This window comes from Marinobacter maroccanus, from assembly GCF_002933275.1.
Taxonomy (GTDB): domain Bacteria; phylum Pseudomonadota; class Gammaproteobacteria; order Pseudomonadales; family Oleiphilaceae; genus Marinobacter; species Marinobacter maroccanus.
The window spans coordinates 58,310-83,899 of the sequence record NZ_PSSX01000011.1 but is presented as its reverse complement, the minus strand read 5'-3'; the positions used below and the strand labels follow the sequence as shown (position 1 = coordinate 83,899).

Annotated in this window: 20 protein-coding genes; 9 read left to right on the top strand and 11 right to left on the bottom strand. The window is 58.9% G+C overall.

All coding sequences use genetic code 11. From position 1 onward, the window contains the following. Positions 1 to 51: 51 nt before the first annotated feature. From KEHDKFFH_RS13060 to KEHDKFFH_RS13040, 5 genes are read left to right on the top strand one after another with little or no spacing between them, the layout of a single operon-like run. The gene (locus tag KEHDKFFH_RS13060) at positions 52 to 1,290 is read left to right on the top strand and encodes an efflux RND transporter periplasmic adaptor subunit (RefSeq protein ID WP_104322330.1); all 1,239 of its coding nucleotides are present in this window, start codon (positions 52 to 54) and stop codon (positions 1,288 to 1,290) included. Beyond that, a complete protein-coding gene (locus tag KEHDKFFH_RS13055) occupies positions 1,287 to 4,454 on the top strand; it encodes an efflux RND transporter permease subunit (RefSeq protein ID WP_104322329.1) in 3,168 nt (1,055 codons plus the stop codon). The genes KEHDKFFH_RS13060 and KEHDKFFH_RS13055 overlap by 4 nt, the downstream gene beginning before the upstream one ends. 59 nt (positions 4,455 to 4,513) lie before the next feature. Next, the gene (locus KEHDKFFH_RS13050) at positions 4,514 to 5,197 is read left to right on the top strand and encodes an ABC transporter ATP-binding protein (protein WP_104322328.1); all 684 of its coding nucleotides are present in this window, start codon (positions 4,514 to 4,516) and stop codon (positions 5,195 to 5,197) included. A 7-nt stretch (positions 5,198 to 5,204) separates the two neighbouring features. Further along, a complete protein-coding gene (locus KEHDKFFH_RS13045; protein WP_104322327.1) occupies positions 5,205 to 7,475 on the top strand; it encodes an FtsX-like permease family protein in 2,271 nt (756 codons plus the stop codon). Next, the gene (locus KEHDKFFH_RS13040) at positions 7,472 to 8,554 is read left to right on the top strand and encodes a lipocalin-like domain-containing protein (protein WP_104322326.1); all 1,083 of its coding nucleotides are present in this window, start codon (positions 7,472 to 7,474) and stop codon (positions 8,552 to 8,554) included. Before KEHDKFFH_RS13045 ends, KEHDKFFH_RS13040 begins: the two co-directional genes overlap by 4 nt. Positions 8,555 to 8,565: 11 nt before the next feature. Here the strand turns inward: KEHDKFFH_RS13040 and KEHDKFFH_RS13035 are convergent, their stop codons facing one another. The 8 genes from KEHDKFFH_RS13035 to KEHDKFFH_RS13000 form a co-directional block, all read right to left on the bottom strand. After that, complete coding sequence (locus KEHDKFFH_RS13035; protein ID WP_104322325.1) at positions 8,566 to 9,774, bottom strand: ammonium transporter; 1,209 nt, start codon at positions 9,772 to 9,774, stop codon at positions 8,566 to 8,568. 223 nt (positions 9,775 to 9,997) lie between these two features. Next, on the bottom strand, positions 9,998 to 10,915 hold the full coding sequence (locus KEHDKFFH_RS13030; protein WP_104322324.1) for a flagellar motor protein MotB: 918 nt from the start codon (positions 10,913 to 10,915) through the stop codon (positions 9,998 to 10,000). A gap of 2 nt (positions 10,916 to 10,917) precedes the next feature. Next, positions 10,918 to 11,688 carry a flagellar motor protein PomA gene (pomA, locus tag KEHDKFFH_RS13025; RefSeq protein ID WP_104322323.1) on the bottom strand — a complete coding sequence of 257 codons (771 nt, stop codon included), beginning with the start codon at positions 11,686 to 11,688 and terminating at the stop codon, positions 10,918 to 10,920. Positions 11,689 to 11,756: 68 nt separating this feature from the next. Next, the gene (locus KEHDKFFH_RS13020; RefSeq protein ID WP_104322322.1) at positions 11,757 to 12,176 is read right to left on the bottom strand and encodes a YkvA family protein; all 420 of its coding nucleotides are present in this window, start codon (positions 12,174 to 12,176) and stop codon (positions 11,757 to 11,759) included. Between the two features lie 74 nt (positions 12,177 to 12,250). Continuing rightward, the gene (locus KEHDKFFH_RS13015; protein ID WP_104322321.1) at positions 12,251 to 12,517 is read right to left on the bottom strand and encodes a TIGR03643 family protein; all 267 of its coding nucleotides are present in this window, start codon (positions 12,515 to 12,517) and stop codon (positions 12,251 to 12,253) included. Between the two features lie 11 nt (positions 12,518 to 12,528). Continuing rightward, a complete protein-coding gene (locus tag KEHDKFFH_RS13010; RefSeq protein ID WP_104322320.1) occupies positions 12,529 to 14,190 on the bottom strand; it encodes a phytoene desaturase family protein in 1,662 nt (553 codons plus the stop codon). Then, the gene (locus KEHDKFFH_RS13005) at positions 14,181 to 14,687 is read right to left on the bottom strand and encodes a DUF6231 family protein (protein WP_104322319.1); all 507 of its coding nucleotides are present in this window, start codon (positions 14,685 to 14,687) and stop codon (positions 14,181 to 14,183) included. The genes KEHDKFFH_RS13010 and KEHDKFFH_RS13005 overlap by 10 nt, the downstream gene beginning before the upstream one ends. A gap of 16 nt (positions 14,688 to 14,703) precedes the next feature. Continuing rightward, positions 14,704 to 16,026, bottom strand: a complete 1,323-nt coding sequence (locus KEHDKFFH_RS13000) for a DASH family cryptochrome (RefSeq protein WP_104322318.1) — start codon at positions 16,024 to 16,026, stop codon at positions 14,704 to 14,706. A gap of 176 nt (positions 16,027 to 16,202) precedes the next feature. On the opposite strand from KEHDKFFH_RS13000, the gene KEHDKFFH_RS12995 reads away from it, so the two are divergent. From KEHDKFFH_RS12995 to KEHDKFFH_RS12985, 3 genes are all read left to right on the top strand, one after another. Then, entirely contained in the window at positions 16,203 to 17,315 is a 1,113-nt protein-coding gene (locus KEHDKFFH_RS12995) for an S-(hydroxymethyl)glutathione dehydrogenase/class III alcohol dehydrogenase (protein ID WP_104322317.1), read from the top strand. A 201-nt stretch (positions 17,316 to 17,516) separates the two neighbouring features. Further along, entirely contained in the window at positions 17,517 to 19,205 is a 1,689-nt protein-coding gene (locus KEHDKFFH_RS12990; protein WP_104322316.1) for an arylsulfatase, read from the top strand. A gap of 33 nt (positions 19,206 to 19,238) precedes the next feature. Then, positions 19,239 to 20,264 carry a porin gene (locus KEHDKFFH_RS12985; RefSeq protein ID WP_104322315.1) on the top strand — a complete coding sequence of 342 codons (1,026 nt, stop codon included), beginning with the start codon at positions 19,239 to 19,241 and terminating at the stop codon, positions 20,262 to 20,264. A 47-nt stretch (positions 20,265 to 20,311) separates the two neighbouring features. On the opposite strand, the gene KEHDKFFH_RS12980 is transcribed toward KEHDKFFH_RS12985, so the two are convergent. Then, positions 20,312 to 21,277, bottom strand: coding sequence for a helix-turn-helix domain-containing protein (locus KEHDKFFH_RS12980; protein ID WP_158253199.1), 966 nt, complete (start codon positions 21,275 to 21,277; stop codon positions 20,312 to 20,314). A gap of 202 nt (positions 21,278 to 21,479) precedes the next feature. Here KEHDKFFH_RS12980 and KEHDKFFH_RS12975 point away from each other — a divergent pair, with 202 nt between their 5' ends. Continuing rightward, positions 21,480 to 23,558 (top strand): tetratricopeptide repeat protein, encoded by a 2,079-nt coding sequence (locus tag KEHDKFFH_RS12975; protein ID WP_158253198.1) that lies wholly within the window; start codon positions 21,480 to 21,482, stop codon positions 23,556 to 23,558. A gap of 20 nt (positions 23,559 to 23,578) precedes the next feature. On the opposite strand, the gene KEHDKFFH_RS12970 is transcribed toward KEHDKFFH_RS12975, so the two are convergent. After that, positions 23,579 to 24,178, bottom strand: coding sequence for an antibiotic biosynthesis monooxygenase (locus KEHDKFFH_RS12970; protein ID WP_104322312.1), 600 nt, complete (start codon positions 24,176 to 24,178; stop codon positions 23,579 to 23,581). A 72-nt stretch (positions 24,179 to 24,250) separates the two neighbouring features. After that, positions 24,251 to 25,567 carry a DUF1329 domain-containing protein gene (locus KEHDKFFH_RS12965; protein WP_241956499.1) on the bottom strand — a complete coding sequence of 439 codons (1,317 nt, stop codon included), beginning with the start codon at positions 25,565 to 25,567 and terminating at the stop codon, positions 24,251 to 24,253. Between the last annotated feature and the right edge of the window lie 23 nt (positions 25,568 to 25,590).

The window sequence follows — 25,590 nt, the reverse complement described above, 5'->3', positions numbered from 1 at the left end:
CTGAACCTGACAGCCCGACGGGCTTTATTTACCTTAGCTGGCCTGCAAGTAATGTCCAAAAGACTGATTCCCCTATTGATCGTCGCCGTCGGTATCGCCGGTTTCATGATTCTCAAGATGACCCGCCCGGAGCCTGCAGAAGTCAGTGCTACTGAGCGAAGTTGGCGGGTTCAGGTTCAGGAAGTCGAGCCGGGTACCCACACACCGGTCCTGCCCCTGTATGGCGAAGTGCTGGCGCCGGAGCAACTTACCGTGACTGCAACCCTGGCCGGCCGTATCGGTGCCCGGCCGGTGACGGAAGGGCAGCGGGTCAACAAGGGTGAGCTTCTGGTGGCACTGGACGATGCCGATATTCAGCCATCGTTGGCCCAGGCCGAGGCCCAGGTAAAAGATCTGGAAGCCCAGATTCGATCGGAACAGGTCCGTTACCGGAATGATCAGTCGGCGCTGGCCAGCGAACAGGCCATTCTCGAAAACGCCCGGCGGCAGCTTGAACGCACCCGGTCGTTGGTGAATCGTAACCTGGCTTCCCGCGAGGCGCTGGAAGCGGCTACGGACACTGCAGCCAGGGCAGAGCTGACGGTCAATACCCGGCAGCGGGCGATCGAAGAGCATCCGGCGCGGCTTCAGAGCCTCGAGGCGAAGCTGGCGCAGGCAGAGGCGAATCTGGTCAGCACCCGGCGTGATGCTGAACGGGCCCGCATGACCGCGTCCTTCGATGGCATTGTTACCGATATCCAGGTGGCTGCAGGTGATCAGGTCAGCCGTAATGAACCCCTGCTGTCGCTGTACCCCGTTGATGGTCTCGAACTCAGGGCCCGGGTGCCGGAGATGTTCCGGGCCGAGCTTCTGGATGCCCTGGCGCGCGGGGAAACACTGACCGCGACCAGTGCTGGTGATCAGCACCGGTTCCGGCTGGCGCGCTTTGCCGGGACCAGTGATCCGTCCGGAACCGAAGCCATTCTCGAACTGCAGGGAGACCCCAAGGGGATTCGGCCGGGCGGTTTGATGCCGGTAACCCTTGAGCGGGCGGCGCGGAGTAATACCGTGTCGATTCCGTTCAGCGCCCTCTACGGTGCCGACAGCGTTTATCTGTTGTCATCCGATGGCCGGATGGAGCGAGCCCGGATCGAGCGTATTGGCGAAGCCCGGGGCAGCAACGGCGAGCGCCGCCTGCTGGTATCCGGTGAAGCCCTGGTGTCCGGCGCGCAACTGATCACCACGCACCTGCCCAATGCCGTTACCGGCCTCAAGGTGGATATGGCGGATTCCGGAGCGGCGACGCAATGAGGCGGAAAAAGGGCGTCATCGGTTTTTTCGTTCATCACCGGGTTGCTGCCAACCTGGTGATGCTGGTCATGCTGCTCGGTGGCGTGCTGGCCCTGACCCGTATGAACATCCAGTTCTTCCCCACCTTCGCCCTGGATGTGGTTAGTGTCCGGGTGGTCTGGAGCGGTGCCTCCGCGGAAGATGTGGAACAGGGGATCACGAATCCGCTGGAACAACGCCTGCGCAGTGTGGATGGACTGAAAAAAATGACCTCCACCTCGGCCCAGAGTGTGTCTTCCATCACTCTGGAATTCGAGGAAGGTACCAATCCGATCCAGGCCCTGGACGACGTGCGACAGCAGGTCGACGAATTCACCAACTTCCCCGCCGAGGCCGAAGAGCCCCAGGTAACCCGGATTGAACGTTACGAGCCGGTAGCCCGGTTGCTGGTGTTTGGCGATGTTGATCGAAGCGAGCTGAGGCAACTGGCCTACCGGTTTGAGGATGAACTGCTCCAGCGCGGTATCGACCGGGTGTCGATTCGCGGCCTGCCGGAGCAGCAGATCAGTATTGATGTGCCGGTAGAACGGCTGGAGACACTGGGGCTGTCACTGGACCAGATTGCCGAGCGAGTGGCTGCGATCTCCCGGGATCTGCCTGCAGGCATGATGGCGCAGCAGGATGCCACCCGGGAGCTCCGGGCCGTGGAACAACGGCGCAGCCCTCAGGAGTTCGAGAACATTCCGGTGCTTAGTGGTGAGAGGATCCAGCTGAACCTGGGCGATGTCGCGATCATCCGTCAGGAGGCCCGCGAGAGCCAGGTAACGCTGGAAAAGGACGGCAAGCCGGCGGTTGAGCTGCAACTGCAGCGATCGGAGAATGGCAATTCGCTGGCGGCGGCGAAAGTACTGGAGAACTGGCTGGCGGATACCCGGCCGGTATTGCCACCGACGGTAAAGCTGGAAGTGTACGATGAGACCTGGCAGCTGCTGGATGACCGTATCTCTCTGCTGGTGAACAACGGTCTGGGCGGCCTGGTACTGGTGGTGTGCCTGCTTTACCTGTTTCTCCCGGGCAGGGTTGCCATGTGGGTGGCCGTCGGCATTCCAACGGCGTTTCTGGCCGCCATGGCGGTGCTCTGGCTGATCGGTGGCTCCATCAACATGATCTCCCTGTTTGCCCTGATCATGGCGCTGGGGGTGATCGTCGACGATGCCATTGTGGTGGGCGAGGACGCCGACGCCCACGCGCGAATGGGTGAGGAATCCATCTACGCCTCAGAGGGGGCGGCCAAGCGCATGGTCTGGCCCGTGCTGGCCTCTTCATTGACCACCGTTGCCGCGTTCATGCCCCTGCTGGTGGTGGGCGGTGTCATTGGCAATATTCTGGGTGATATTCCGCTGGTGATGATCTGCGTTCTGGTCGCTTCCCTGCTTGAGTGTTTCATCGTGCTTCCGGCGCATCTGAGGCATGCCTTCGTACCCCGGCGCAAAAAGCAAGCAGGGGAGGCAGAACCTGAGCCGAAAACGCCGGGCCCCGTGGAGCGCTTCCGGCGAGGCTTCGAGCAGCGTTTCGACCGTTTCCGGGAAGGCCGGTTTCGCCGGTTTTCCCGTTACAGCCTGCAACACAGGGGCGCGACAGTGGCGAGCGCCGTGGCTCTGGCTATCGTAACGGTTGGTCTGCTGGCCGGTGGCCGGCTCGGGTTCAACTTTTTCCCGACACCGGAGCCTTCGGTGTTCTACGCCAATGCCAGCTTTGTGGCCGGTACCGATCGGGGCACGGTGGATGATTTCCTGAGCCAGATGCAGCAAACCCTCAATGAAACGGAAGAGGCTCTGGGCGGCGATTTTATCCTCCATGCCGTCACCACCCGGGGCGCAACCCAGGGGGCGGAAGGCAGTTCGCGCAGTGGCGACGAGCTGGGTTCGATGATGATTGAACTAGTGCCGTCCGACCGTCGTTCGGTTCGTAATCCCGAATTTATTACCGAATGGCGCAGCCGGCTGGAGACGCCGGCCGGGCTGGACAACCTGACCATTTCCGAACGCCAGGCCGGGCCGCCGGGCCGGGATGTGAATGTGCGGCTGACCGGCGAGAACGCCGAAGATCTGAAGCGTGCGGCGGAGGAACTGGGCCAGGCGCTTTCGACGCTTCCGGGCGTGCTTGATGTTGAAGACGATATGCCCTGGGGCAGGGAACAGCTGATTTATCAGGTCAGCGCCTACGGTGAGGCGTTGGGGCTGACCACCACGGATCTGGGGCGTCAGCTCAGGGCGGCCTTTGATGGCCGCATTGCCCAGATCTATCAGGATGGCCGTGACGAAGTGGAAGTTCGCGTGCAGCTGCCCCAGGATCAGCGGGAGCAGCTGTCGACCCTGTCACGCATCACAATCCGGATTCCGGACGGTCGTTTTGTACCCCTGACCCAGGTCATGAACCTGGATCATCGTCAGGGCTTCCAGGCGCTGCGCCATGCCGAGGGTCGGCTGGCGGTGGAGGTGACCTCCGGACTGAATACCCGGGTCAGCACCACGGACCAGATTCTGACCAGTCTTGAGGCAGAGGCACTGCCGGACATCGCCAGTCGCTACAATGTGCGTTACAGCTTTGAGGGCCGTGCGGCCGACCAGCGGGAAACACTGGGGGACATGCAAACCGGCCTGGTTATCGGTCTGGCGCTCATGTACGTGGTGCTGGCCTGGGTCTTTGCCTCCTGGAGCCTGCCGCTGATCGTCATGGCCATCATTCCGTTTGCCCTGGTGGGTGCGTTGCTTGGGCACTGGCTGATGGGGCTGCAGCTGACCATTCTGTCGCTCTTTGGTCTGTTCGGTCTGTCGGGGATTGTGGTCAATAACGCCATCATCCTCGTAGCTTTCTACAACCAGCAGCGGAAAAAAGGACTGGGTATCACCGATGCGCTCAATGAGGCGGCGGTACAGCGCGTTCGGGCGGTGATGCTGACCTCCCTGACGACTATCGGTGGTCTTCTGCCTCTGATGTTCGAGACCTCCCTGCAGGCCCAGTTCCTGATCCCCATGGCCACCTCCATTGCCTTTGGCCTTGGGCTGTCGACCCTTCTGGTTCTGCTGGTGATACCGGCTCTGCTGTCCTGGCTGGAACAGTTCCGGGAATGGCGTGCACGCCGGCATGGTGCCCACGCAGAACCTATCGGGGCAGCTGACTGACAAGCAGGCTTCGATTGGCCGGTCAGAGGCATCGTCTCAAATAGTCAGACAGGAAAACTATGGTGGATTCTTTGCTTTCGGCCCGGGGCCTCAACAAGCAGTTTCAAAGTGGCGATGAGCCGGTGCCGGTGCTTGTGGATCTGTCGCTGCATCTTGAAGCCGGTGAGTCACTGGCGCTGACCGGCCGCTCGGGTTCCGGTAAAAGCACCCTGCTGAACATCCTGTGTGGCCTGGAAAAACCAGATGCAGGCGTGGTCCAGGTTCTCGGCGAGACGTTCGATACCCGGTCAACGGAAGCCGGCAGCAAGGCTGACGCGCGCTGGGGCGATCTACGCCGGCAGCAGATCGGTGTGGTGTTCCAGGAAGCCAACCTGATGCCGGCCCTGTCATTGCTGGACAATGTCCGTTTTCGGGCCCGGCTTGCGGGCCAATCCGAGGATGGCTGTCAGGACTGGCTCGAGCGACTGGGCATCGGCGAACTTGCTGACCGTTTCCCGGATCAGGTGTCCGGCGGACAGCGCCAGCGCGCAGCACTGGCCATGGTGTTTGCCATGAAGCCAGCCCTGATCCTTGCCGATGAACCCACAGGCAGCCTCGACCGGCATACCGCCGAGGCGGTGATCGGGCAGCTCTTCGAGTTGCAGACCCGACATGGTTGCGGTCTGATTCTTGCCACCCACGATCCGGAACTGGCCAGCCGCTGCAGCCAGCACCTGGATCTTGCCCATCTGCCGGAAACCTGAGCCCGCCATGACCCTGTCGGCCGCTCTGTTCAGCCACTACCGTCGTCACCCGCTTCAGCTGCTGGCATTGGCCGCCATGATCGTGCTTGCCACCATGCTCTGGACTGGCGTTCATCATCTCACCAGCCAGGCCCGGGCCAGTCTCGATCAGAGCGAATCGGCGGTAGCCGAGCGCCAGCAGGTAGTCCGCAGAGATGGTAACCCCCTGACTGTGGACCACTTCGTCGAGCTGCGACGAGCGGGGCTGTGTGTCATGCCGTGGCTGGAGGTTTCCTCGCCGGAGGGCGGGCGCGTGGTGGGTGTCGACCCTCTGGCAGCAGGCTGTTTTCAGGCTCCTGGGGGGCAAGAGGCACCCTGGGGTGGGGAGCTGGATGGCCGGCCCTTTGTCGACATCAGTGAAGCGGCTGAACTGGCCCGGGATCAGGGCAGCGAGCTGTCGTTGCTGGTATCCGAAGATCACACCAGCGGCGATCTGCCATCCGGCTATCAGCTGGTGCCTTTCAGCGTTGGCCCGGACACCGGTGAGCTGGGTGACAGCTTCCTGCTGAACCTGGATGCCCTGGGGGTTCTGGTTCTCCTGATTACCGCCTTGCTCGTGCGCAGTGTTTATCTGCTTGGGTTGGCCCAGCGCCGGGACAGCTTTGCCCTGTTGCATCGGTTTGGCGTTCCTCAAGGTCGTGTGAATCGCCTGCTGTTTGTCGAGATCCTGCTGCTGGCCCTGGTTTGTGTTGTGCCCGGAATATGGCTTGGCCGCTGGCTGGCCACTGGTCTGGGCAGCGGCTTCGGGCAGGCGCTCGAGGGGCTGTTCGATCAGCCGTTGTATGCAGGCCAGGGCGGGAGCTGGCTGGTGCCGCTTGTCACCATGATGGCCGTAGTTCTGGTGGCTTGCCTGGCGGATTTCCTCCGTCCACTGGCCCGTGGATTTGCGGGAGGCAACCGACGATCCGGCGGTTTGGTGTTGTTGGTGCTTCTGACTGGCCTTGCCTTGTCGGTTTGGGTTACGGATCTGCTCTGGCTTTTTATCGCTGTGGCCATGGTATTCGTGGCTGCCGGCATGCTCGCGCCAAGGTTGATTGCCTGGCTTGCAGACTGGCGGGCCGGCCACGACAGGGATCTGCAGGCACGTTGGCGCCACCGGGAGCTTTCAGTGCTGGCTCGTCGCCTGGCACTGCCATTGGTAGCTCTACAGTTCGCCATGGCGATGGTGCTGGCGGTGCAGGCACTGGTGACCACTTTTGAAAGCACCTTCGACCGATGGCTGGCGCAAAGACTGGAAGCGGATTATTACATCGAGGTCCCTGAAACAGCGGATCCAACCCTGGCGGTCGACTGGCTCGCTGAACAGCCGGAGCTTGCAGTGTCTGGCCTGTGGCACCGGGTCATTCGGGGCCGGGCAACCCTGCCGGGCGGCGAAGATGAGGGGGATGCCAGGGTTGACGTCTTTGCCATCGGCCCGGTTGGTCCGCTGGTGACCGGTTGGCAGTTGTTTGAGTCGGCGCCGCAGCCCTGGCAGAGCCTGCAACAGGGCCAGGGCGTGATGGTGAATGAACAGCTGGCGCGCCGGCAAGATGTAGAGGTCGGCCAGTCCCTGAAGGTAACCCTCGGAAGCCAGTCGTTCGAATTCCTTGTACTGGCCATCTACCCGGATTATGGCCGCCCCGCCGGCGAGATCCTGATTCATCCGTCGGTGCTCCCGGCGGACTTCGCCACCGGTTTCCAAAGCCTGTCGGTCTCGCCTGGCGATCTCTCCATCGAGGACGTAACCAATGGATTAAGGCGGGTGTGGCAAGTGGAGGAGCTGACAGTTCGGGACAACCGGGCCATTGAAGAGCTCGCCTCCGCCATCTTTGACCAGACCTTTCTGCTGACCCGGGCCATGACCACCCTGACCCTGATACTGGCGGCCATCGCCCTGCTGATGATGGGCTGGGTGTTTTTCTCGACCCGGGCCTGGTATTTCCGGCTGCTTGTGGTGTGGGGGCTGTCACGCCGGCTGGCTTCGGCCCAGCTGGTCCGGCTGTCCGTGTCGTTGACGGGCGCGATTGCCCTGCTGGCCCTGCCGCTTGGCGTCTGGTTGACCTGGGTGCTGGTGCATCGGATCAATCCCATCGCGTTTGGCTGGTCCCTGCCGATGGCTGTGTACCCGCGATTCTGGCTGGAGCTTGGTGTCCTGAGCCTGCTGATCGGCCTCAGCATTGCCTTACTGATGAGCCGTCAGCTGAAATCACCGTCAGTCGCGCCAGTGAATGCCAATGTGATGGCGGGAGGTGAGCGATGAAGCGGTGGTTCACAATCTTGTTCCTGGTGGTTCTGGCCGGGTGTTCGGAGCCACAGCAAGAGGCAGGGTTTGCCGGACTGGCCGGTGTCGCAGAAAACGAATCCGGCGTGCCTTTTTTGCAGCCCGGCCCGGGAGACCGACTGACATTTCCTGATGATTTCGGCCCCCACCCGCAGCATCGGATTGAATGGTGGTACCTGACCGCCAATTTGAAGACGGACGATGGCGCGCCCCTGGGCCTGCAGTGGACCCAGTTCCGCCAGGCAATCACGCCGAGACTGGCGGACGCTGAGTCCCCGGACCCAAAGAACTGGCCCCTGGAGGCGGCCTGGATGGCCCATGCTGCTGTGAGTTTTGATACCCGACATTACTTTGCGGAGAAGCTGGCCCGGGGCGACGTTGGCTATGCCGGAGCCCGGGCACAGCCGGTCGCTGTCTGGCTGGACGACTGGCAGCTTGAGGCTGTCTCCGGGAATGAATCCTGGCGGTTGCAGGTGGCCGCGGACGGTTGGTCCTACGACTTATCCATCTCGGTCAATGGCGAGCCTGTTGCCCATGGCGATAACGGCTTCAGCGCCAAGTCCGCTGATGGCGAGGGTTCCATGTATTTCAGTCTGGTGGGCCTTCAGATAGAGGGCACCGTCACCCTTGGCGACCAGACGTTGGAAGTTACAGGAAAGGGCTGGTTCGACCGCGAGTGGAGCAGCCAGTTTCTCAAGTCCGGACAGCAGGGCTGGGACTGGTTCGCCCTGCACCTGGACTCGGGGGACAAACTGATGGCCTTCCGGCTGCGGGAGGACGATGGTGCCTTTCGGGCAGGTACCTGGATTCCCGACAAGGGTGAGCCGGTAGCGCTTCAGTCCGACCAGCTCCGCCTTCGCCCAACCAAACCTGATGCCGAGGGTTTTCCACGCCAATGGCGTCTGGAGGTGCCGGATTTGGGAGTGAATCTGGAGGTTTCGGCACCTCCGGGAGACTATCTGAATAGCGGGCTCTACCCTTATTGGGAGAGCCCGGTCACCGTCGCCGGCAGCCACTCGGGTGAGGGCTACATGGAACTGACTGGCTACGGCGACTGAACGGCAAGTGCTTATTCGACCGCGTTTGCACCAATCCGGTGAATGCTCAGATCCGCACCGTTGAACTCTTCTTCTTCGGTGAGGCGTAGCCCCGAGATGGCGTTGATGGCTCCGTAAACAATCAGGCCGCCGACAAAGGCCACCACAACGCCGGCTATTGAACCGACGATTTGCGACATCAGGCTGACGCCGCCCAGGCCACCGAGCGCTTCCTGACCAAAGATGCCACAGGCAATCGCGCCCCAGACACCACAGACACCGTGCAGGGGCCAGACACCGAGCACATCGTCCAGTCGCTCGATTTTTGCCTGGGCCCATTCGAACAGGTACACGAAGATGGCACCGGCCACACCGCCGGTCACCAGTGCTCCCACCGGATGCATCAGGTCTGAGCCGGCACACACAGCCACCAGTCCGGCCAGCGGACCGTTGTGGATAAAGCCCGGGTCTTTTCGGCCCAGCAGCATGGATACCAGGATACCGCCGACCATCGCCATCAGGCTGTTGACAGCAACCAGGCCGCTGATGCCGTCGAGAGTCTGCGCCGACATCACGTTGAAGCCAAACCAGCCGACGGTCAGGATCCAGGCGCCCAGGGCCAGGAAGGGAATGTTGGAGGGGGCAAAGGCCACCACCTTGCCGTTACGGTAGCGCCCGTTTCGGGCACCCAGAACAAGTACGGCCGCCAGGGCGATCCAGCCACCCACGGCATGCACCACAACAGAGCCGGCAAAGTCGTGGAAGGATGCACCAAACTGGTTCTCCAGCCAGCCCTGGAAACCATAGTTGCCATTCCAGATCAGCCCCTCAAAGAAGGGATAGATAAAGGCAACGATCAGGCCCGAGGCAATCAGCATCGGATAGAACTTCGCCCGCTCAGCGATTCCGCCGGAGACAATCGCGGGAATGGCTGCGGCAAAGGTCATCAGGAAGAAAAACTTCACCAGATCATAGCCATTGGCAGCAGTCAGCTCGGCGGCACCGCTCATGAAATGGCTACCGTAGGCAATGTAGTAGCCGATGAAGAAATAGGCCACGGCGGATATGCCGAAGTCGGTCATGATCTTGACCAGGGCATTCACCTGATTCTTGTGGCGAACGGTACCCACTTCCAGGAAGGCAAAGCCGGCATGCATGGCCAGCACCATAATGGCGCCAATAAGGATGAACAGCGTGTTGGCGCTTTCGGTCAGGGTGTGTACTGCACTCGTGATGTCCACGGGTTTTCGCTCCTGATGTTGTGTGTCCGGCCTCTATCGGGCCGTTTTACGTTGGGTTGTGCATTGTTGAGGTGCAGTTGAAGCAAGAGCTGTTCCAAAACGAGGCAATTCAAGAGCGGTAAGGCGGTTGAGGGATATCGAAGGGGAGGGGGAAGGGGATTCAAGAGGGAAAGCGCACTATCCTTGTGCGTTTTAGCGTAAGGCGCACCAAATTAGAGAGCCTTTACCAGTTGATGTCGTTCGATGTCGAGCTGTCGGATTCAATACCCAGGATTGATTCTTCATCGGCAGATTCGGACTGGATCAACTCCCGAAGACGAACCTCCTGTTCCTGCATAGGGCCGGAGAGGTCGATGATGATTTCAACGCGCCGATTCCTGGCGCGGTTCTCGGCAGAAGTGTTTTCGACTCTGGGCTCGGTATCCGCCAGGCCTGTGACGGACAGGCGGGTCGGCTCAACCTGGTCCCGGGCCACCAGAACGTTGGCCACAGCGGCGGCACGGGCAGCAGACAGATCCCAGTTGCTGTAGAAACGATCGGTGCGGATGGGTACGTTGTCGGTGTGGCCCTCAATGGTCAGATCACCGGGAATGCCTTCAATGACCTCCGCCATGTCCAGCAGCAGCCCTTCAAACTCCCAGGTCAGCTGGGCCGAACCAGAGGGGAAAGAACCTTTTTCTTCCACCCGGATCACTATTCGCCGCTGATCTTTACTTACATTGATGCGGCCATCGGCAATGGCAGGCTCCAGAACCTTCAGGATCTCGTCCATGGTTTCCTGCATCTCTTCCTCTACGGCGGCTTCAACGGCCATGTCGGTGGGGCTTTTCAGGGTCTGAAGTTCCGGGTCTTCCTCTGTGGTGGTCTGTTTCACCTCGTTGACCACGGTAGGCTCCGGCGGTGCAGGCGAAAACTTGTCGAAAATGGGGCTGGTGCCCTTGGGAATTTCCAGGGCGGGCACGTCCCGCTGAACACCGAAGGCTTTGGAAAGTTCACCGGCGATCTGCTTGAACTTCTGGGCGTCGATCTCCGAAAAGGACAGCAGCAGAACGAAGAAGCACATCAGCAGGGACATAAGGTCAGCGAAGGTAACAACCCACGCCGGAATCCCCGGTTTTTCCTCTTCTGGCAGCTCGTCCATGGTTACGCGCCTTCTGCTTCGGCTACTTTTTCACGTTCCTTGGGTGGCAGGTAGCTTGAGAGCATCTGCTCGATGATGCGTGGGTTGGTTCCTTCCTGAATGGCGACCAGGGCATCAATGTACAGCGACTGCATGCGCGCTTCCTCGGTCATTCTCAGAGAAAGCTTGTCGGCAATCGGAGTGGCAATCATGGTGGCGATCATGGCGCCGTAAAGTGTGGTTAGCAGGGCGACCGCCATGGCAGGACCGATGGATTTCGGGTCTTCCATGTTCGACAGCATCTGCACCAGGCCTATCAGGGTACCGATCATGCCCATGGCCGGCGCTACATCCGCCATGGCCGTGAAGACCTTGGCACCGGACCGGTTGTGGTCCAGGGTCATCAGCCGCTCTTTGTTCAGGAGTTCCTTGATAGTCTTGCCGTCCTGTCCATCCACCAGCATCTGAATACCCTGGCCCAGAAACGGGCTGCTTACTTCACGGTCTTCCAGTCCAAGAACGCCTTCCTTCCGGGCAATGTTGGCGATCTCGACCAGTTCTTCGATGCTGGCCTGGGTTTCCGGCAACTTGAATTTGAAGGCTCTGGCGGCGGCTTTGAAGGCTCCGAAAAACTGCGCAAAGCTGAATTTCGCCAGAACGACCAGTGAGGTGCCGCCAACGACGATCAAAAGGGATGGTGGATTGATAAAAACAGAAGGAGAGACGCCAAGAATAACTGCCGAAGCAATGAGCAAAATTGCGCCAACAAGACCGATAAGAGTGGCGAAATCCACGGTATCTCCAGATTAGTTTTGGGCTGGGCTGATGAGGGGTGAGAGATTACCGTCAGTTCAGAATTTAATCAATTCGTCTGAGGTGTTCTTTCCCGTTCTTCCTGCTGTTCTTTCCAGGCGGCATAGCGATGAAGATCAGACTCCACCAGCTTCAGACAGAGGGCGACAACGCCAGCATCGTCTATAAAACCGAAGCCCAGAATCAGATCCGGGATTACGTCCAGAGGGTTCATGACGTAAAGCAGGGCACCTGCTACCGCGGCGATGGTTTTCCAGGGTACGCTCCGGTAGTTGCCGTACCAGTAGTCCCGGATCATCGAAAACATCAGCTTGATGTCGGTGCTGAAACGGGACAGCTTGCCGCTGCCTCTCACTTTTTCTTCAATACTGCGCTGGCGGTCCAGCAGGGTTTCCAGATCCGCCCGATGAACCTTGCTGGCCTCGGCGTCCAGCTGTTTGCGGGCGTTTTTCTGGTTGAAAAGTGCCATCGAGTGGGTTCCTTGCTTGCTACCTGAGTGACTATGATCGCGCAGCCGTGCCGGCAATGCCAATGACCAAGTACTTATCGATGCTTGTACTGGGTCGGGCAATAGCCACGGCTCACCCCTTCAGGGCGCAACTGGCCATGTTTGGTGTTGCGCCCAGTTACCCGTTTGCGCCAGAGCCGGAAACTGCCGGGTTTGAGCTCACGGCGCATCAGGCGGATGACGTCTTTTTCCCGAAGGCCATAGAGGGTTTCGATGGCCTCGAAGGGCGTGCGGTCCTCCCAGGCCATTTCGATGATACGGGAGAGATCTGCTTCTACCAGGTTGCTTCCAGGCTCGGTCATCGTCTGTGTTGTTACCCCACAAAAATGCGTTTCGCCAACCCGGCGCCGCGCCAACCCTGAATGGCAAGGGTGCTGACCAGGCCACCAATCATGGCACCCACCACGCCGCAGGTAAGGATGTCATGGCCCGTGAGGTACAGCCCGGGAATGTCGGTTTTCGGTTTCAGCCAGTCCTGTTCGAAACGCTCGGGGTTGTGGTCCAGACCGTACAGCTCACCCCGGCCGTAACGGCAGAACCAGGCGGTGGAAAGGGGCGTGGAGGTCTCCACGTAATCCACTTTGCCCCGTAGCTGCGGCAGCTTCTGGTACATCACTTCCAGCAACTGGTCGGTGATTTTCTGCTTCAGGGCCTCATAGTCTTCGCCCCGCTTGCCCCAGATGGTGTCTTGCCAGGGCTCGAACATCTCCCAGGTGGTCGGTGCAACGATCTCGATGGTTGAGGTGCCCGGCCAGCGGTTCTGGTAATCCGGATCCTTGGCCGCCGGGAAGGAGATATAAACCACCGGAAACTCGGTGTTTTCCGGGTCATCCAGGAACTGTTGCACGTTGTCGTCGTGATCGGCGCTGGGATAGATCCAGAAATTGGTGCGGGGCAGGCCGAGTTCTTCCGGTGTGCCTTTCAGGCCGATGTAGAGCCCGATATGGGGCATGGAGGGAATGATGTGCCGGCATTTGCTCTTGTAGCCAACCTTTTCAGCCGCATCGGCTGGCAGCAGTTTTTCGAAGGTGTTGATCACCCCAGCGTTGCTGATGACCATCGGTGCCCGGATTTCCTCACCATCGGCCATGCGCACGCCGGTTGCCTTGCCTTTCTCCACCAGGATGTCGGTGACGTCGGCGTAGGTGAATACCTCACCGCCGGGCTGCTGAATGACCGGGATAATGGTTTTCGCGATCTCCGAGGCACCGCCGACAGGATAGAAACCGCCGTAGAGGTAGTGTTTGGCGATCAAGGCATGAACCATGAAACTCGATTGCCTGGGCGTGACGCCACAATCGCCCCACTGGCCGGTGATAGCCCCGATCAGCTCCTGGTTGTCGGTCAATTCGCTCAGAACTTCCCAGGTGGTCTTGTTGAAACAGTCCGGCAGGGCTATATCAAGCCCTTTGTTAATGACCGGGCTGAGGATGCCGGGCGTGAGTTTGGAGAGCGTGTACCACTGCATGCCATCTGCGACTTTTCCCAGCAGTTTCACATACTGGTCGATGGCTTCCTGTTCGTCCGGGAAGGCGCTCAGCAACGAGAGCCGCAGCCCCTCCTTGCCGGCCCGCAGATTCACGACCTTGTTACCCAGGAAGAACCGGTCGTAGTTCTCGTCCATGGGGGCCCACTCCAGCTTGCCGTCGGTGATGTAATCGAACAGTCTGCGCCCCAGGGTGTGGGGAGAGCCCATGTCGCCGATGTAATGGACGCCCACGTCCCACTCGTAGCCGTTGCGGGCATAGCTGTGGGTATAGCCGCCGGCGGTGTAATGCTGTTCAAGCACCAGGACTTTCTTGCCGGCTTTCGCCAGGCACGCGGCTGTTGTCAGCCCGCCAATGCCAGAGCCGATCACAATGGTGTCGTAGGGGCCCTTGAGGCGATTGGCCCGGTAACGGGTGCCGATCCTGATCGTGCTCGGTTTGAGTTTCTGAGAGGACGGACTGTTCACTGCCGCGCTTTCTACCACCATGCTTTGCCCCACATTTCCGGATTGGCCCAGTTCTCTGGATTGTTCCAGGCCCGTTTGTGGTTGTAAGTATCCAGATTGTAGGTATATAGCGTGAGTGCGCCGTTATCATTTTCCAGCTCGGCGTGGCGGCGGAAGCCAAGGCCGATGAAATCGGTAAAGGCCCAGTCCGGGGTCTCGCCTACGACTACGGCAATCTGATGGGTGCCGTAATTCCTGAGCTGCCCCAACAGCAGGGCGCCCTCATCATGGGGCAGGTGTTCGAGGGTGTCGGTAATCAGTGCCAGGTCTACGACCCTTTCGAGCACCAGGCTGGCGTTCGGATCGGACGTGTCCAGGGTGTGCACGTCCACACCTTCCTGGTGTTTCTGCCAGATTCGCGACATTTCGGTTGCCAGGCTGCCGCAGCTCAGCAAGGTTGCCGGTGAGCTGGTATCGATGATGCGGGCCAGGGTTTCACGTGCTGTACCTGTGCTGCTGTTGTCCGTCATATCCGTCATGGCTAATCGCCTTTTACTACAGGGGCCAGTCTGCCGCATCCACTGTGTGTAAACCTACGGGCTGTTCCGCGTGTCCGCCCCAGCGGTCAATGAAGGTGCCGGTGGGGTCGTACTGTTGCGCCTGTTTTTCCAGATTGAATTGCCGCAGTCCTCTCGGGTCTGCCCCTACGCCAGCCAGGTACTGCCAGTTGCCGTAGTTGCTCCCCACATCATAGTCGATCAACTGCTCCTCGAACCATGCCGCCCCGTAGCGCCAGTCCAACCCAAGTTCATTGATAAAGCAACTTGCCACCAGTTGCCGCGCCCGATTGCTCATGTAACCGGTTTCCCGCAGCTGATTCATCGCCGCATTCACAATCGGATACTCGGTGTTGCCCTGGCACCAGGCCTTGAAACGGTGGCCGTAGAATGTGCCGTGTCGGCGCTTGCGCTGGACGCCATCCCGGCGGAACAGGTTGGCGCCGTGTTTCAGGGCGTACCAGTAGAAGTATTCCCGCCAGAGCAGTTCGAACCAGAGCCAGTAGGTGGACTCGTTTTTGGTCTCACTGGCCTCGTATTCGATGATGGTTTCGGCCACCTCCCGAACCGAGAGGCATCCGTTGGCCAGCCAGGGCGAGAACTTGGAGGAGGCATCCCAGCTATCCAGAGCGTTGCGGGTCTCTTTGTAGCGGTCGATGCTGTGATTGTCGTAGAGAAATTCCTTCAGCCGACCCAGTCCTGCCGCTTCACCGCCCATGAACTGCAATGGGTGCACGGGCTCTGGTATGGGCGGGCAGCCGCCCCGGTTGTCTTCCGGAAAGCCGGGCGGCGGGGGCAAGGCCGTCAGCGTGCGAATCCTCAACCGTTCGGAGCAGCGTTCACCGGTTTTCTCAACCTGCTTGCGGAACTGGGAAAAGGTATCCGGCAAATCCTCGAGGGCCATCGGCAGGGAGCCCTCGGTGAACATGCTCAGGGTCTCGAATTGCTGGAACAGGGTCTTGGGCAGTTTGTCCTTGATGGCTCGCCACTGGCCGGCTTCCTGAGTGCCCGGCAGGCGGGAGCGAACGATGCGCTCAATGCTGTGAGCGTGGGCAAGTTCCGGGATGACCGTTTCCGGCTCGCCATAGGCAATATGGAGTCTCTGCCCCAACGGCCGAAGGCTTCGTTCAAGGGCCATCAGGCTTTGCCAGAGAAAACGCCAGCGGTGGTCGCCCATGGCCTTGCTCTGCAGCGGCCCGGGCGCGAACCATCGCGGATCCACCACGTAAACGCAGAGCAGCATGTCGGACTTTGAAGCGGCCAGCAGCGCTGCGTTGTCGTGCAGGCGAAGGTCCCGTGTAAACCAGTAAAGCGTGTGCAACGTAAGAGCTCCTCAACCTTTTGATTCTGCCCTGTAGATACGCTCCAGATCCAGAAAAGATTTCGGAGCCTCTGAATCGCAACATGGTCATTGCCAAGTCGGCTAGAATGAGTCAAACAGTCACGGCTGAGAGGTCGTAACCAAATACCTGCGCCATAGCAATCAAGGAGCCGAAAGTGATTAAATCCCGTGCCGCGGTGGCCTTTGAAGCCAACAAACCGCTAGAAATTGTCGAAGTTGACGTTGCACCGCCCCAGGAGGGCGAGGTTCTGGTGCGCATCGTTGCCACCGGTGTCTGTCACACTGATGCGTACACCCTCTCGGGTGCGGATCCGGAGGGACTGTTCCCGACCATTCTGGGCCACGAAGGTGGCGGCATTGTCGAAGCCGTTGGGCCCGGCGTAAAAAACCTGGAAGTAGGGGATCATGTCATTCCCCTGTATACGGCTGAGTGCGGCGAGTGCAAATTCTGTACATCCGGTAAAACCAACCTGTGTGGCGCTGTTCGTGCAACCCAGGGTAAGGGCGTGATGCCGGATGGTACCTCCCGCTTCTCCTACAAAGGCCAGCCGCTGTATCACTACATGGGTTGCTCCACCTTTTCCGAATACACCGTACTGCCGGAAATCTCCCTGGCCAAGATCCCCAAGGAAGCGCCCCTGGACAAGGTTTGCCTGCTCGGCTGCGGCGTGACCACAGGTATCGGTGCGGTGCTGAACACCGCCAAGGTTGAGGAAGGCGCAACCGTGGCCATCTTCGGTCTCGGCGGTATCGGCCTGGCGGCGATCATCGGCGCCAAAATGGCCAAGGCCGGCCGGATCATCGGGGTCGACATCAACCCGGGTAAATTCGACATCGCCAAGCAACTGGGTGCCACCGACGTTGTCAATCCCAGCGACTACGACAAGCCGATTCAGGAAGTCATTGTCGACATGACCGATGGCGGTGCCGACTACACCTTCGAGTGCGTGGGCAATGTGAAGCTGATGCGCGCGGCGCTCGAGGCCTGTCACAAGGGCTGGGGCGAATCCACCATCATCGGTGTAGCCGGTGCCGGCGAGGAAATCAGCACCCGCCCGTTCCAGCTGGTGACCGGTCGCGTCTGGCGTGGCTCAGCCTTCGGCGGTGTAAAAGGCCGCACCGAACTGCCGGGCTACGTGGAGAAAGCCGAGAAGGGCGAGATCCCCCTGGATGTGTTCATTACCCATGAAATGCCGCTGGAAGACATCAACAAGGCGTTTGACCTGATGCATGAGGGTAAGAGTATTCGGACGGTTATTCATTTCTGATATGTAGCGGTTCCCCGGTCATCTCCATGACCGGGGAACCGCAAGATAAGGCCTTTCCCAAAACCGATAACGTTCCTTCCTCAGTTTGTTGCGCAAATATGACAATGCCTGCGCATACGGGATAACCCCTACTTCCTGGCTCTCAGCAGAATGGCTGTCACCACACATGTGGCACAACAACGAACTGACTGAGGGCATAGTATGTACAAAAACAATGCACTGCTTCGTCGGTTGGGTATGGCTCTGGGGCTGGTGGCAGCCTCCACACTGGCTTCCGCAAGCCAGACCGAACAACCCAACTTTCTTCTCATCGTGGCCGATGACCTCGGCTATTCGGACATCGGCGCGTTTGGCGGGGAAATTGAAACGCCGACTCTCGATGCACTGGCGGATGAAGGGATCCGCATGACCAATTTCCATACCGCGCCGACCTGTTCTCCCACCCGCTCCATGTTGTTGTCGGGCACTGACAACCATCAGGCCGGTATTGGTAATATGGCGGAATTGCTGACCGCGGAACAGAAAGGGAAACCGGGCTACGAAGGCTATCTCAATGATCTGGTGGCAACCCTGCCGGAAGTGCTCCGCGACAACGGATACAGCACCTCCATTGCCGGTAAGTGGCACCTGGGCCGAACCGAAGAACTGAGCCCGGCTGCCCGGGGTTTCGATCATTCCTGGGTACTGGTGCAGGGCGGTGCCAGCCACTTTGATGACGGCCGCGCCATCATCGGGGTCGACCCGAAAGCGATCTACCTTGAGGACGGCAAGCAGGTTCAAGTGCCCGAAGGCTTCTTCTCCTCGGACTTCTATGCCGACAAGGTGATCTCCTACATTGACGCTGCCGGCGACAAACCATTCTTCAGTTTTCTCGCTTTTACCGCGCCCCACTGGCCGCTGCAGGCACCTGACTCCTACATCAACAAGTACGAAGGCCGTTACAACGAGGGCTATGAAGCGATCCGTCAGCAGCGACTGGACAAGATTAAGGAAATGGGTCTCGTGGGCCATGAATTGGCTGCCAACGTGCCTTTTGACGAGCTGCCCAGCTGGGATGAACTGACGGAAGATCAGCGCAAGATTGAGGCGCGCAAGATGGAAGTCTACGCCGCCATGGTCGACAACATGGACGACAACATCGGTCGGGTTCTTGCCCACTTGGAGAGCATGGGTGAGCTCGACAACACCGTTGTACTGTTCATGTCAGACAATGGTGCCGATGGCAACAGCCCGGAGGTATTGCCTAAGAACAAGGAATGGATCGCCAACGAATACGATAACAGCTACGACAACATTGGCCGGCCGAATTCCTATATCTGGTATGGCGCGCAGTGGGGACAGGTGAGTGCCACGCCGTGGCCGATGTGGAAAGGCTATCCAACCCAGGGCGGCCTGGTCGTGCCTGCCATCCTAAATCTGCCGGGTGACGATGCTGAAGGAAAAGTCAGCTACGAGTTCTTCCACGTGATGGACGTGATGCCGACTTTCCTGGAACTGGCGGGCATTGAGCTGCCAACCAGTCCCTACAGCGGCCGCGACATCTTCGAGATCCAGGGCGTTTCCATGCTGCCAGGCCTGAATGGTAACGGCCCAAAGAACCGTGTGGTTGGCTGGGAGTTGTTCGGGCGTTCTGCAGTGCGCATGGGTGACTGGAAAATCCGGCTGCTGGAAGAACCCTATGGCCCAGGCCAGTGGCAACTGTTCGACCTGGCCAATGACCCGACCGAAACCACGGATCTGTCCGGCAAGAACCCTGAAAAGCTCAAAGAACTGCTGGCCGAGTGGGATAACTACATCCGGCGGAATGGCGTCTTCCCCGCCGATCCTGCGGACATGCGGAAAGTCGGTTACAGCTTCACCACCTGTCTGTATGGCAAGTGTGTCGAGTAATCCCAAACCAACTTTCCGAGCAGGAGATAACCGATGAAACTGATGAAAACTTTTCTCGCTGCTGCGGTTTCCGCAGCAGTCGCAACGCAGGCGATGGCGGCCGAGCTGGAAAAACCGGACTTCTATGGCTTCCTGAGTGCCGGGGCGCTGAAAGTTGAGGGTGAGGATGCTGAGGCCGATGCCTTCGAAATCGAGCTTGGGCTGCAGGGCAAAGTCGCTCTGCAAGAGAAACTCAACCTCAACTATGCCGTGGAAGTGGACCTGGCCGGCGCTGCCAACAGCGCGGATGATCCGTCGACCGGGCGTGATGGTGAAGCCGATATCCATGTAAAAGAGGCCAAGTTCTGGCTTCCTACCCGATACGGCATGTTCGTGGTGGCGCCCCGTGGTACCAGCGGCCAGTGGCGCGATATTTATGGCCCCATTAATCACTATGAATACAACGAATCCCACGCCGATCTGAACCCGGATGGCATTTTTGCCCAGCCGGACCGGACCTCAGGCACCTTTGCCTACCACACGCCCTGGTTCCTGAACACCAAGGCGGTCGTGGCGGCGATTACCCTGAACGACAGCAATGATGAGAATGTGGATGGTCGTTCGATACGGTTGGTGCACAGAAGCGGCGATCTCAGTGTCGCTATCGGGACCACGCTGCTGATGCAGAATCAGCTGCCGCCATTTGCCACCGATGACTATCTGATTACTGCGGCGGGAGCCAGCTACAAGATCGGCGGCCTCATGCTGGGGGCGACCTGGGAAAATAACCGCGATTCTCCCTATCCGCTAGACCCGGAAGGCAAGGCGGATTATGACGCCTACGGTATTTCAGCCTACTATCAGGCAGATAACGGCGCCGGCATTGCCTTGGGATTCAAGGAAAAGAATCATGATTATGATGCCGCGGATAATTCCGTATACACCCTGAAAGTCGAGCAGCGACTGACTCCCTCGGTGAAAGTGTGGGCCGAGACTGGCCAGTATGACAAACCGGCGGTGGTTCAGGGCGTGAAAGTCATCGACACGAATTATGCTGTCGGTTTTAACGTAACCTTCTGACTCTGCAAGCGTGTTGCCCGGCTCAGCCAGCCTGAGACCGGGCCTTTTTATTGGAAGATAACCCGGCTCTTTTGCCGTTGGCGAACGGTTTCGGACGGTAATTCGCCGAACGCGTCCTGATAGTGTCGGGTAAAGTGGCTCAGGTGCTGAAAGCCGAAAGCGTAGGCCGCATCACCGACGCTGATTTCAGCATTGGAAAGCAACAGATCGCGAACGCCTTTGAGCTTGTGGCACAGAATGTATTTGGCCGGTGTTGTGTTCAGGTAGGTGCGGAACCCGGACTCTATCGAGCGCCGGCTGCTGGCGGACACGTTTACCAGATCCGCCACCGAGATGGGCTGCCTTAGGTGGGCCTGTATCCATTCGGTCACCAGCCGCACCTTGGCTGGCAGGATTATCGGGTTGATCCGGGATGCCTGCAGGATACGGTTCGAAAAATGGGTCAGCAAAAGACTCTGCCACTGTTTCTGAAGGGCAGGATCCAGGTTTCCCTCGCAAATGTCGTGCTGTTGCGCAATGCATTCAATGCCCTGGCGGATCAGGCGGGCATCCTGCTCCTCCGGCCCCAGCACGGCAGAGGCGTTGCCGAGCACTTCCAAACAGGGAATGCCCAGATGATCCACCAGTGCCTGACGGGACAGGTTGATCACCACCGATCGGGTCGATTTTTCCCAGATCAGGTCCGCCTGCTGACCTGGCGCGATGAGCAGAAGTCCACCGGCTGTGACGTTGATTTTACTGACTTTGCAGTGAATGCAGCCTTCCAGCACCAGAATGGCATGAAAAGTGGTTTGAGGTTCGGACTGGATGTGCACCTTTTCCGACCAGCGGGCGCCAAACAGGGTGGAGCGGTCCAGAGGTTGCCAGGTCAGGATGTTCTTGCTTTGGCCGCCGGAGGAAATCGGGGAGACCTCACGGTCGTCGATCCTGGAGTTGATAAAATGCCGGGCCTCCTCGAAATCGGGCGATTGCACGCCAACGTTATTGAGAAAAGGGACGTTGTGTTGATTCATGGCAGTATCGTTGTTGTTGTCTGCTTCACCAGGAGCATCGTCCTGTACTTGTATAAAAATAAGCAATTGCCAGGCCATGCCAGGTAAAACCGGGCCGGGTCTTGCAGGTAAAATAGCGCGAACTTAGTCGCCGGCATTAAAAACGATGAAGGCTTTACGATCTGGTCAAATGTTTTGGAATTATGGCCCGGAATTCAATGATATGGTCAACTATTTTCTGAGTGCGGTTGCAAGCCTTGCGCTATTTCTGGCCAGCACGGAAGTCGCCTTTGCCGATGTCTCTGAATGCGCAGGCTGTCATGCTTCCGAGGTGCGTGAGTGGTCCGGTTCCCAGCACGCGGTAGCAATGGCCCCCGCCACCCCGGACACGGTGGAGGGGAACTTTTCCAATGGCCGATTTGCAGACAGCGATATCCAGGCAAACTTCCGGCGTGAAGGCGAAGGGTATGTTATCCGTTTGAGCGAAGGCGGAAACTCCCGGGAGTGGCCCGTCAGGTATACTTTTGGCGTTTACCCGCTTCAGCAGTATCTGGTGGATGTTGGTCACGGCCGTCTTCAGGCCTTCAATATTGCCTGGGATACGCGAGCCGAGTCTGAGGGTGGTCAGCGCTGGTTCCGACTGGATGAGTCGGATCAGAATCATCCCGGCGATGCCATGCATTGGACCGGCGTTTACCAGAATTGGAACAATCAATGCGCCGATTGTCATTCCACCGGGCTGAAACGCAACTACGATGCGGAATCAGACAGCTATGACACTCACTGGCAACAGATCTCCGTAGGGTGCGCGGCCTGTCATGAAAATGCGGAAGAACACGCGCATGCAGCCCTTGATGGGAAATCTCTGGCTCCGGGTGTCGAGCTTGCCGCGATGGGGGCTTGGCTGGTCAGTCAGGGAGCGAGGCCGCCCATGCATGAGGGGCCAGACTCCAGCCCGAATCAGGTGCCAAGCTGCGGACGTTGCCATTCTTTACGGACGAGCCTGACTGATCAGGGTGGTGGTCAGGTCCATGATCAATTCAGCCTGACCCGCCTTGATGAGCCGTTTTACTATTCCGATGGCCGGATTCGAGAAGAAGTGTTTGTTTTGGGCTCCTTCGAGCAGAGCAAGATGTTCGAGGCTGGCGTGGTCTGCAGTGATTGCCACAATCCCCACACCGGCAATCTCAAGGCGCAAGGTAATGCCGTCTGTACCCAGTGTCACAGCGCCGCTGATTTCGATACTCCCGAACATCACCGTCATGGACGGGGTAGTGAGGGGGCGCAGTGCGTAAACTGTCATATGCCCGAAAGCACGTTCATGAAAATTGATGCCCGACGTGAACACAGCTTTATGGTGCCACGCCCGGACATCTCGAATGCCAGCAGCAGCCCCGATGTATGCCTGGGCTGCCACACCGACAAAAACCGGGACTGGTCGATCACTGAAGTTGATGGCTGGTTCCCGGAACTCTATGAGCAGGAGACCTGGTATCACGTTCAGCAGCGTCCTTCCTCAGGCATGGTGGAGTACCTGCAAAACCCAGATGAACCAGCGCTGCGCCGGGCTACCTTGCTGGAGCAGCAAGGGCAATGGCTGGCGCAGGAACAGCCATCCCTGGTGGCGAATCTGTCGGCCAGCGATCAGGTGGTAATGCGGGAAAGCGCGTTCCGGATACTCCGGCATGGTTCGGCTGAGCATGCCCGGAGAGTCGGTGAGGCCGGACTGATCGACTCATCGCTGGCGGTACGGATTGCAGCTTTCGAGTCCCTGACATGGCTTGGCGTTGAACTGGATTCCGCTCCATGGGAGAAGGTTCGTGGGGAGTATGAACATTTCCTGGAGATGCAGTCTGACCTGCCCTCGGGACTTGTGCTGAAAGCCCGGTACCTGCTGGCCCGTGATTTCGTCTACAAGGCCGAAAGGACATTGGAAAAGGCTCTTAACAAGGACCCGGGCTATGCACCTGGCACCATTCTTCTTACCGACATCCTGAGATCCGGCGGTCGCAATCTGGAAGCGATCGATGCTATCAACCGCACTCTGGAGCAAACCCCGGACGAAGCCAGTCTCATTCACCTGCGCGGCTTGATCAACCTGAAGCTGAAAGACTACAGCAAGGCTTTGGAAGATCTGGAACGGGCCACAGCACTGGCGCCTGACCAGTGGCTGTTCGGTTATCGCTATGCGGTGGCTTTGTTTCAGCTCCAACAGCAGGACGAGGCCCGCAAGGTTACCGGGGCACTTCTGGAGCGATTTCCGGAGAATCCACAGCTACAGGCGTTGATGAAACACCTGTGACCGGCTAAGCCAGCAACGGATCAGCGGCTGTTTCCGTTTCGATCCGGGAACAGCCAGAACGTGAACCATTTTGTCATTCTCGGCATCAGCACATAACTCATCAGCAGCATGACCACGATGGTCACCGCCATGGTTCTGAGCAACAGGGGTATTTGCGCCAGAATTTCGCCGAACATTACGAAAACCAGGGTTACCGCCGGATAAAGCGCCAGCCAGCTGACAATGGTCATCTTCCATTTGGGCGGTGGTTTCACCGGATTCTGGCCCGGGAGGGTAAACCAGGTGACGATTCCCGAGGTGACCTCCCGCTCGCTGGGTTGAACCAGCAGGCTTTCAATCTGTTGCAGCAACTCGCCCCTCTGTTCCGATTCTTCCCAGGCCGTCAGCGTCTCCCGATCGCTGAATTTGAAGACAATGCGGTATTCGGGATCATCGGGAGAGGATGGTCGGAACATGGTGGCGCCCAGATAGCCCGGGAAGTTAGCTGCCCGTTGGGTCATCTGGCTGCTGAGTTGCTCAAATGCGTTTTCTTTGCCTTTACGCACTCTTCGTGACACAACGACCGTCAGTGGTTCGCTGCTGTGATCGAGTGGGTTCGATGTGTTTTCGCCTACTGACATGTTTTCTTCCCCGTTACAGAAAAAAGGGGCCCGCCGAAGCGGGCCCAAAAGAGGAGCAACAATGATGCCCGGTTAACTGCCCGTAGCGCGCAGGTACTGAACGTTGAACATGTTGGGCGGCGACATTTCGGGATCCACTTGGCCCTTGAACTGGCCGGTGGTGCAGTGGCTTGCCTGCACGTCGATCATGCTGAAGCTGTCGTCAATGGAAACCCCGGTGCCCTTGTTCTTGGCCAGGTGATGGTCAGGGTGGGCCTGGCCAATGGTGAAGGTTTTCCAGAGGCTACCTTTGCGGTCATAAGACACTGTACGGGGGATAGTAAAGGTCTGGGCGTCCATGAAGTGCACTCGCTTTGAAAGCGGATGACTCTCATCGACAGGCACCGACTCAACCTCGTATACCTTGCGCAGCTGCCAGGTGATGTCCGGGAAACAGCCGCCCTGCCCACTGAAAGCAACCACCTGATAGCCGTCGCTGTCGCTGTGGGTTTCGGTGTCGAGCTTGAGCTCATTGTGGTTATAGAACGGCATCAGCATGTAACGGGTGCCTTTGTAGGTCCAGTTCATGTCCGAGATTCGGCCGTTATAGCCCTCGAAATCCTCGATCATCAGATCCGAACCGAGGAAGGCGTCGGTGACCTGGCCGGTGGCGAGGCGACGAACCCGGCGCTGGAAGCCCAGGTACAGCCAGGAGTTATCCCGCTTCAAGTCGTCTGCGGCCCGGTGGATCAGCAACTGGGTGTCACGCACGTCGGCGGGATCCAGTACCTGCAGATAGATGGCCCTGAACAAGTCGGACGGGTTCGGCGTGATTTCCGGTGTTGGCTCCTGGTTCACCCGTCCCTTGTAGTTCAGGAAGTGAAAGTTGAACTTGATGGTGCGTTCAACATCGCCGGAGTTCATGTCACGGTATTTCCAGTAGAACGGCGAGATGGCGGCGCTGTCGCCCCAGTTATAGCCGTACTTGTAGTTCCAGGCCAGCTTCTCACCGGCGCGTGGATCGTCAGTGCTCGGTTCCTCCGGGAACGGGCGGCCCGCCTGCCAACCGTTGATTTCGCCCACCTGGGCACCCAGGGTGACCTGATCCATGCCGAGGCGGGTCGCCTCAACGTAGCTGGGGTGAAGATCGAACGACGTGGTTTCACCCACGACCATGGTGGTCCAGCCCTGCTCAATAAAGCCGTAGAAGGCCGGGTCGATGATGTCCTTGAACTGGGCAACGTTGGACTGGTCGATCACCATTCCGGGCTCAAGACCCTCGTGCTGAGGTGTCTCAGTTTTATAGGGATAGAAGGACTCGGTAATGACTGCCTCTTCTGCCAGAGCGGCAGTGGCCATCAGGCTGGCGGTACAGCCAGCGATCAGAGTGCATGTAAAGTGTTTCATCATTTGTTGTCTCATGGTGTTACCTC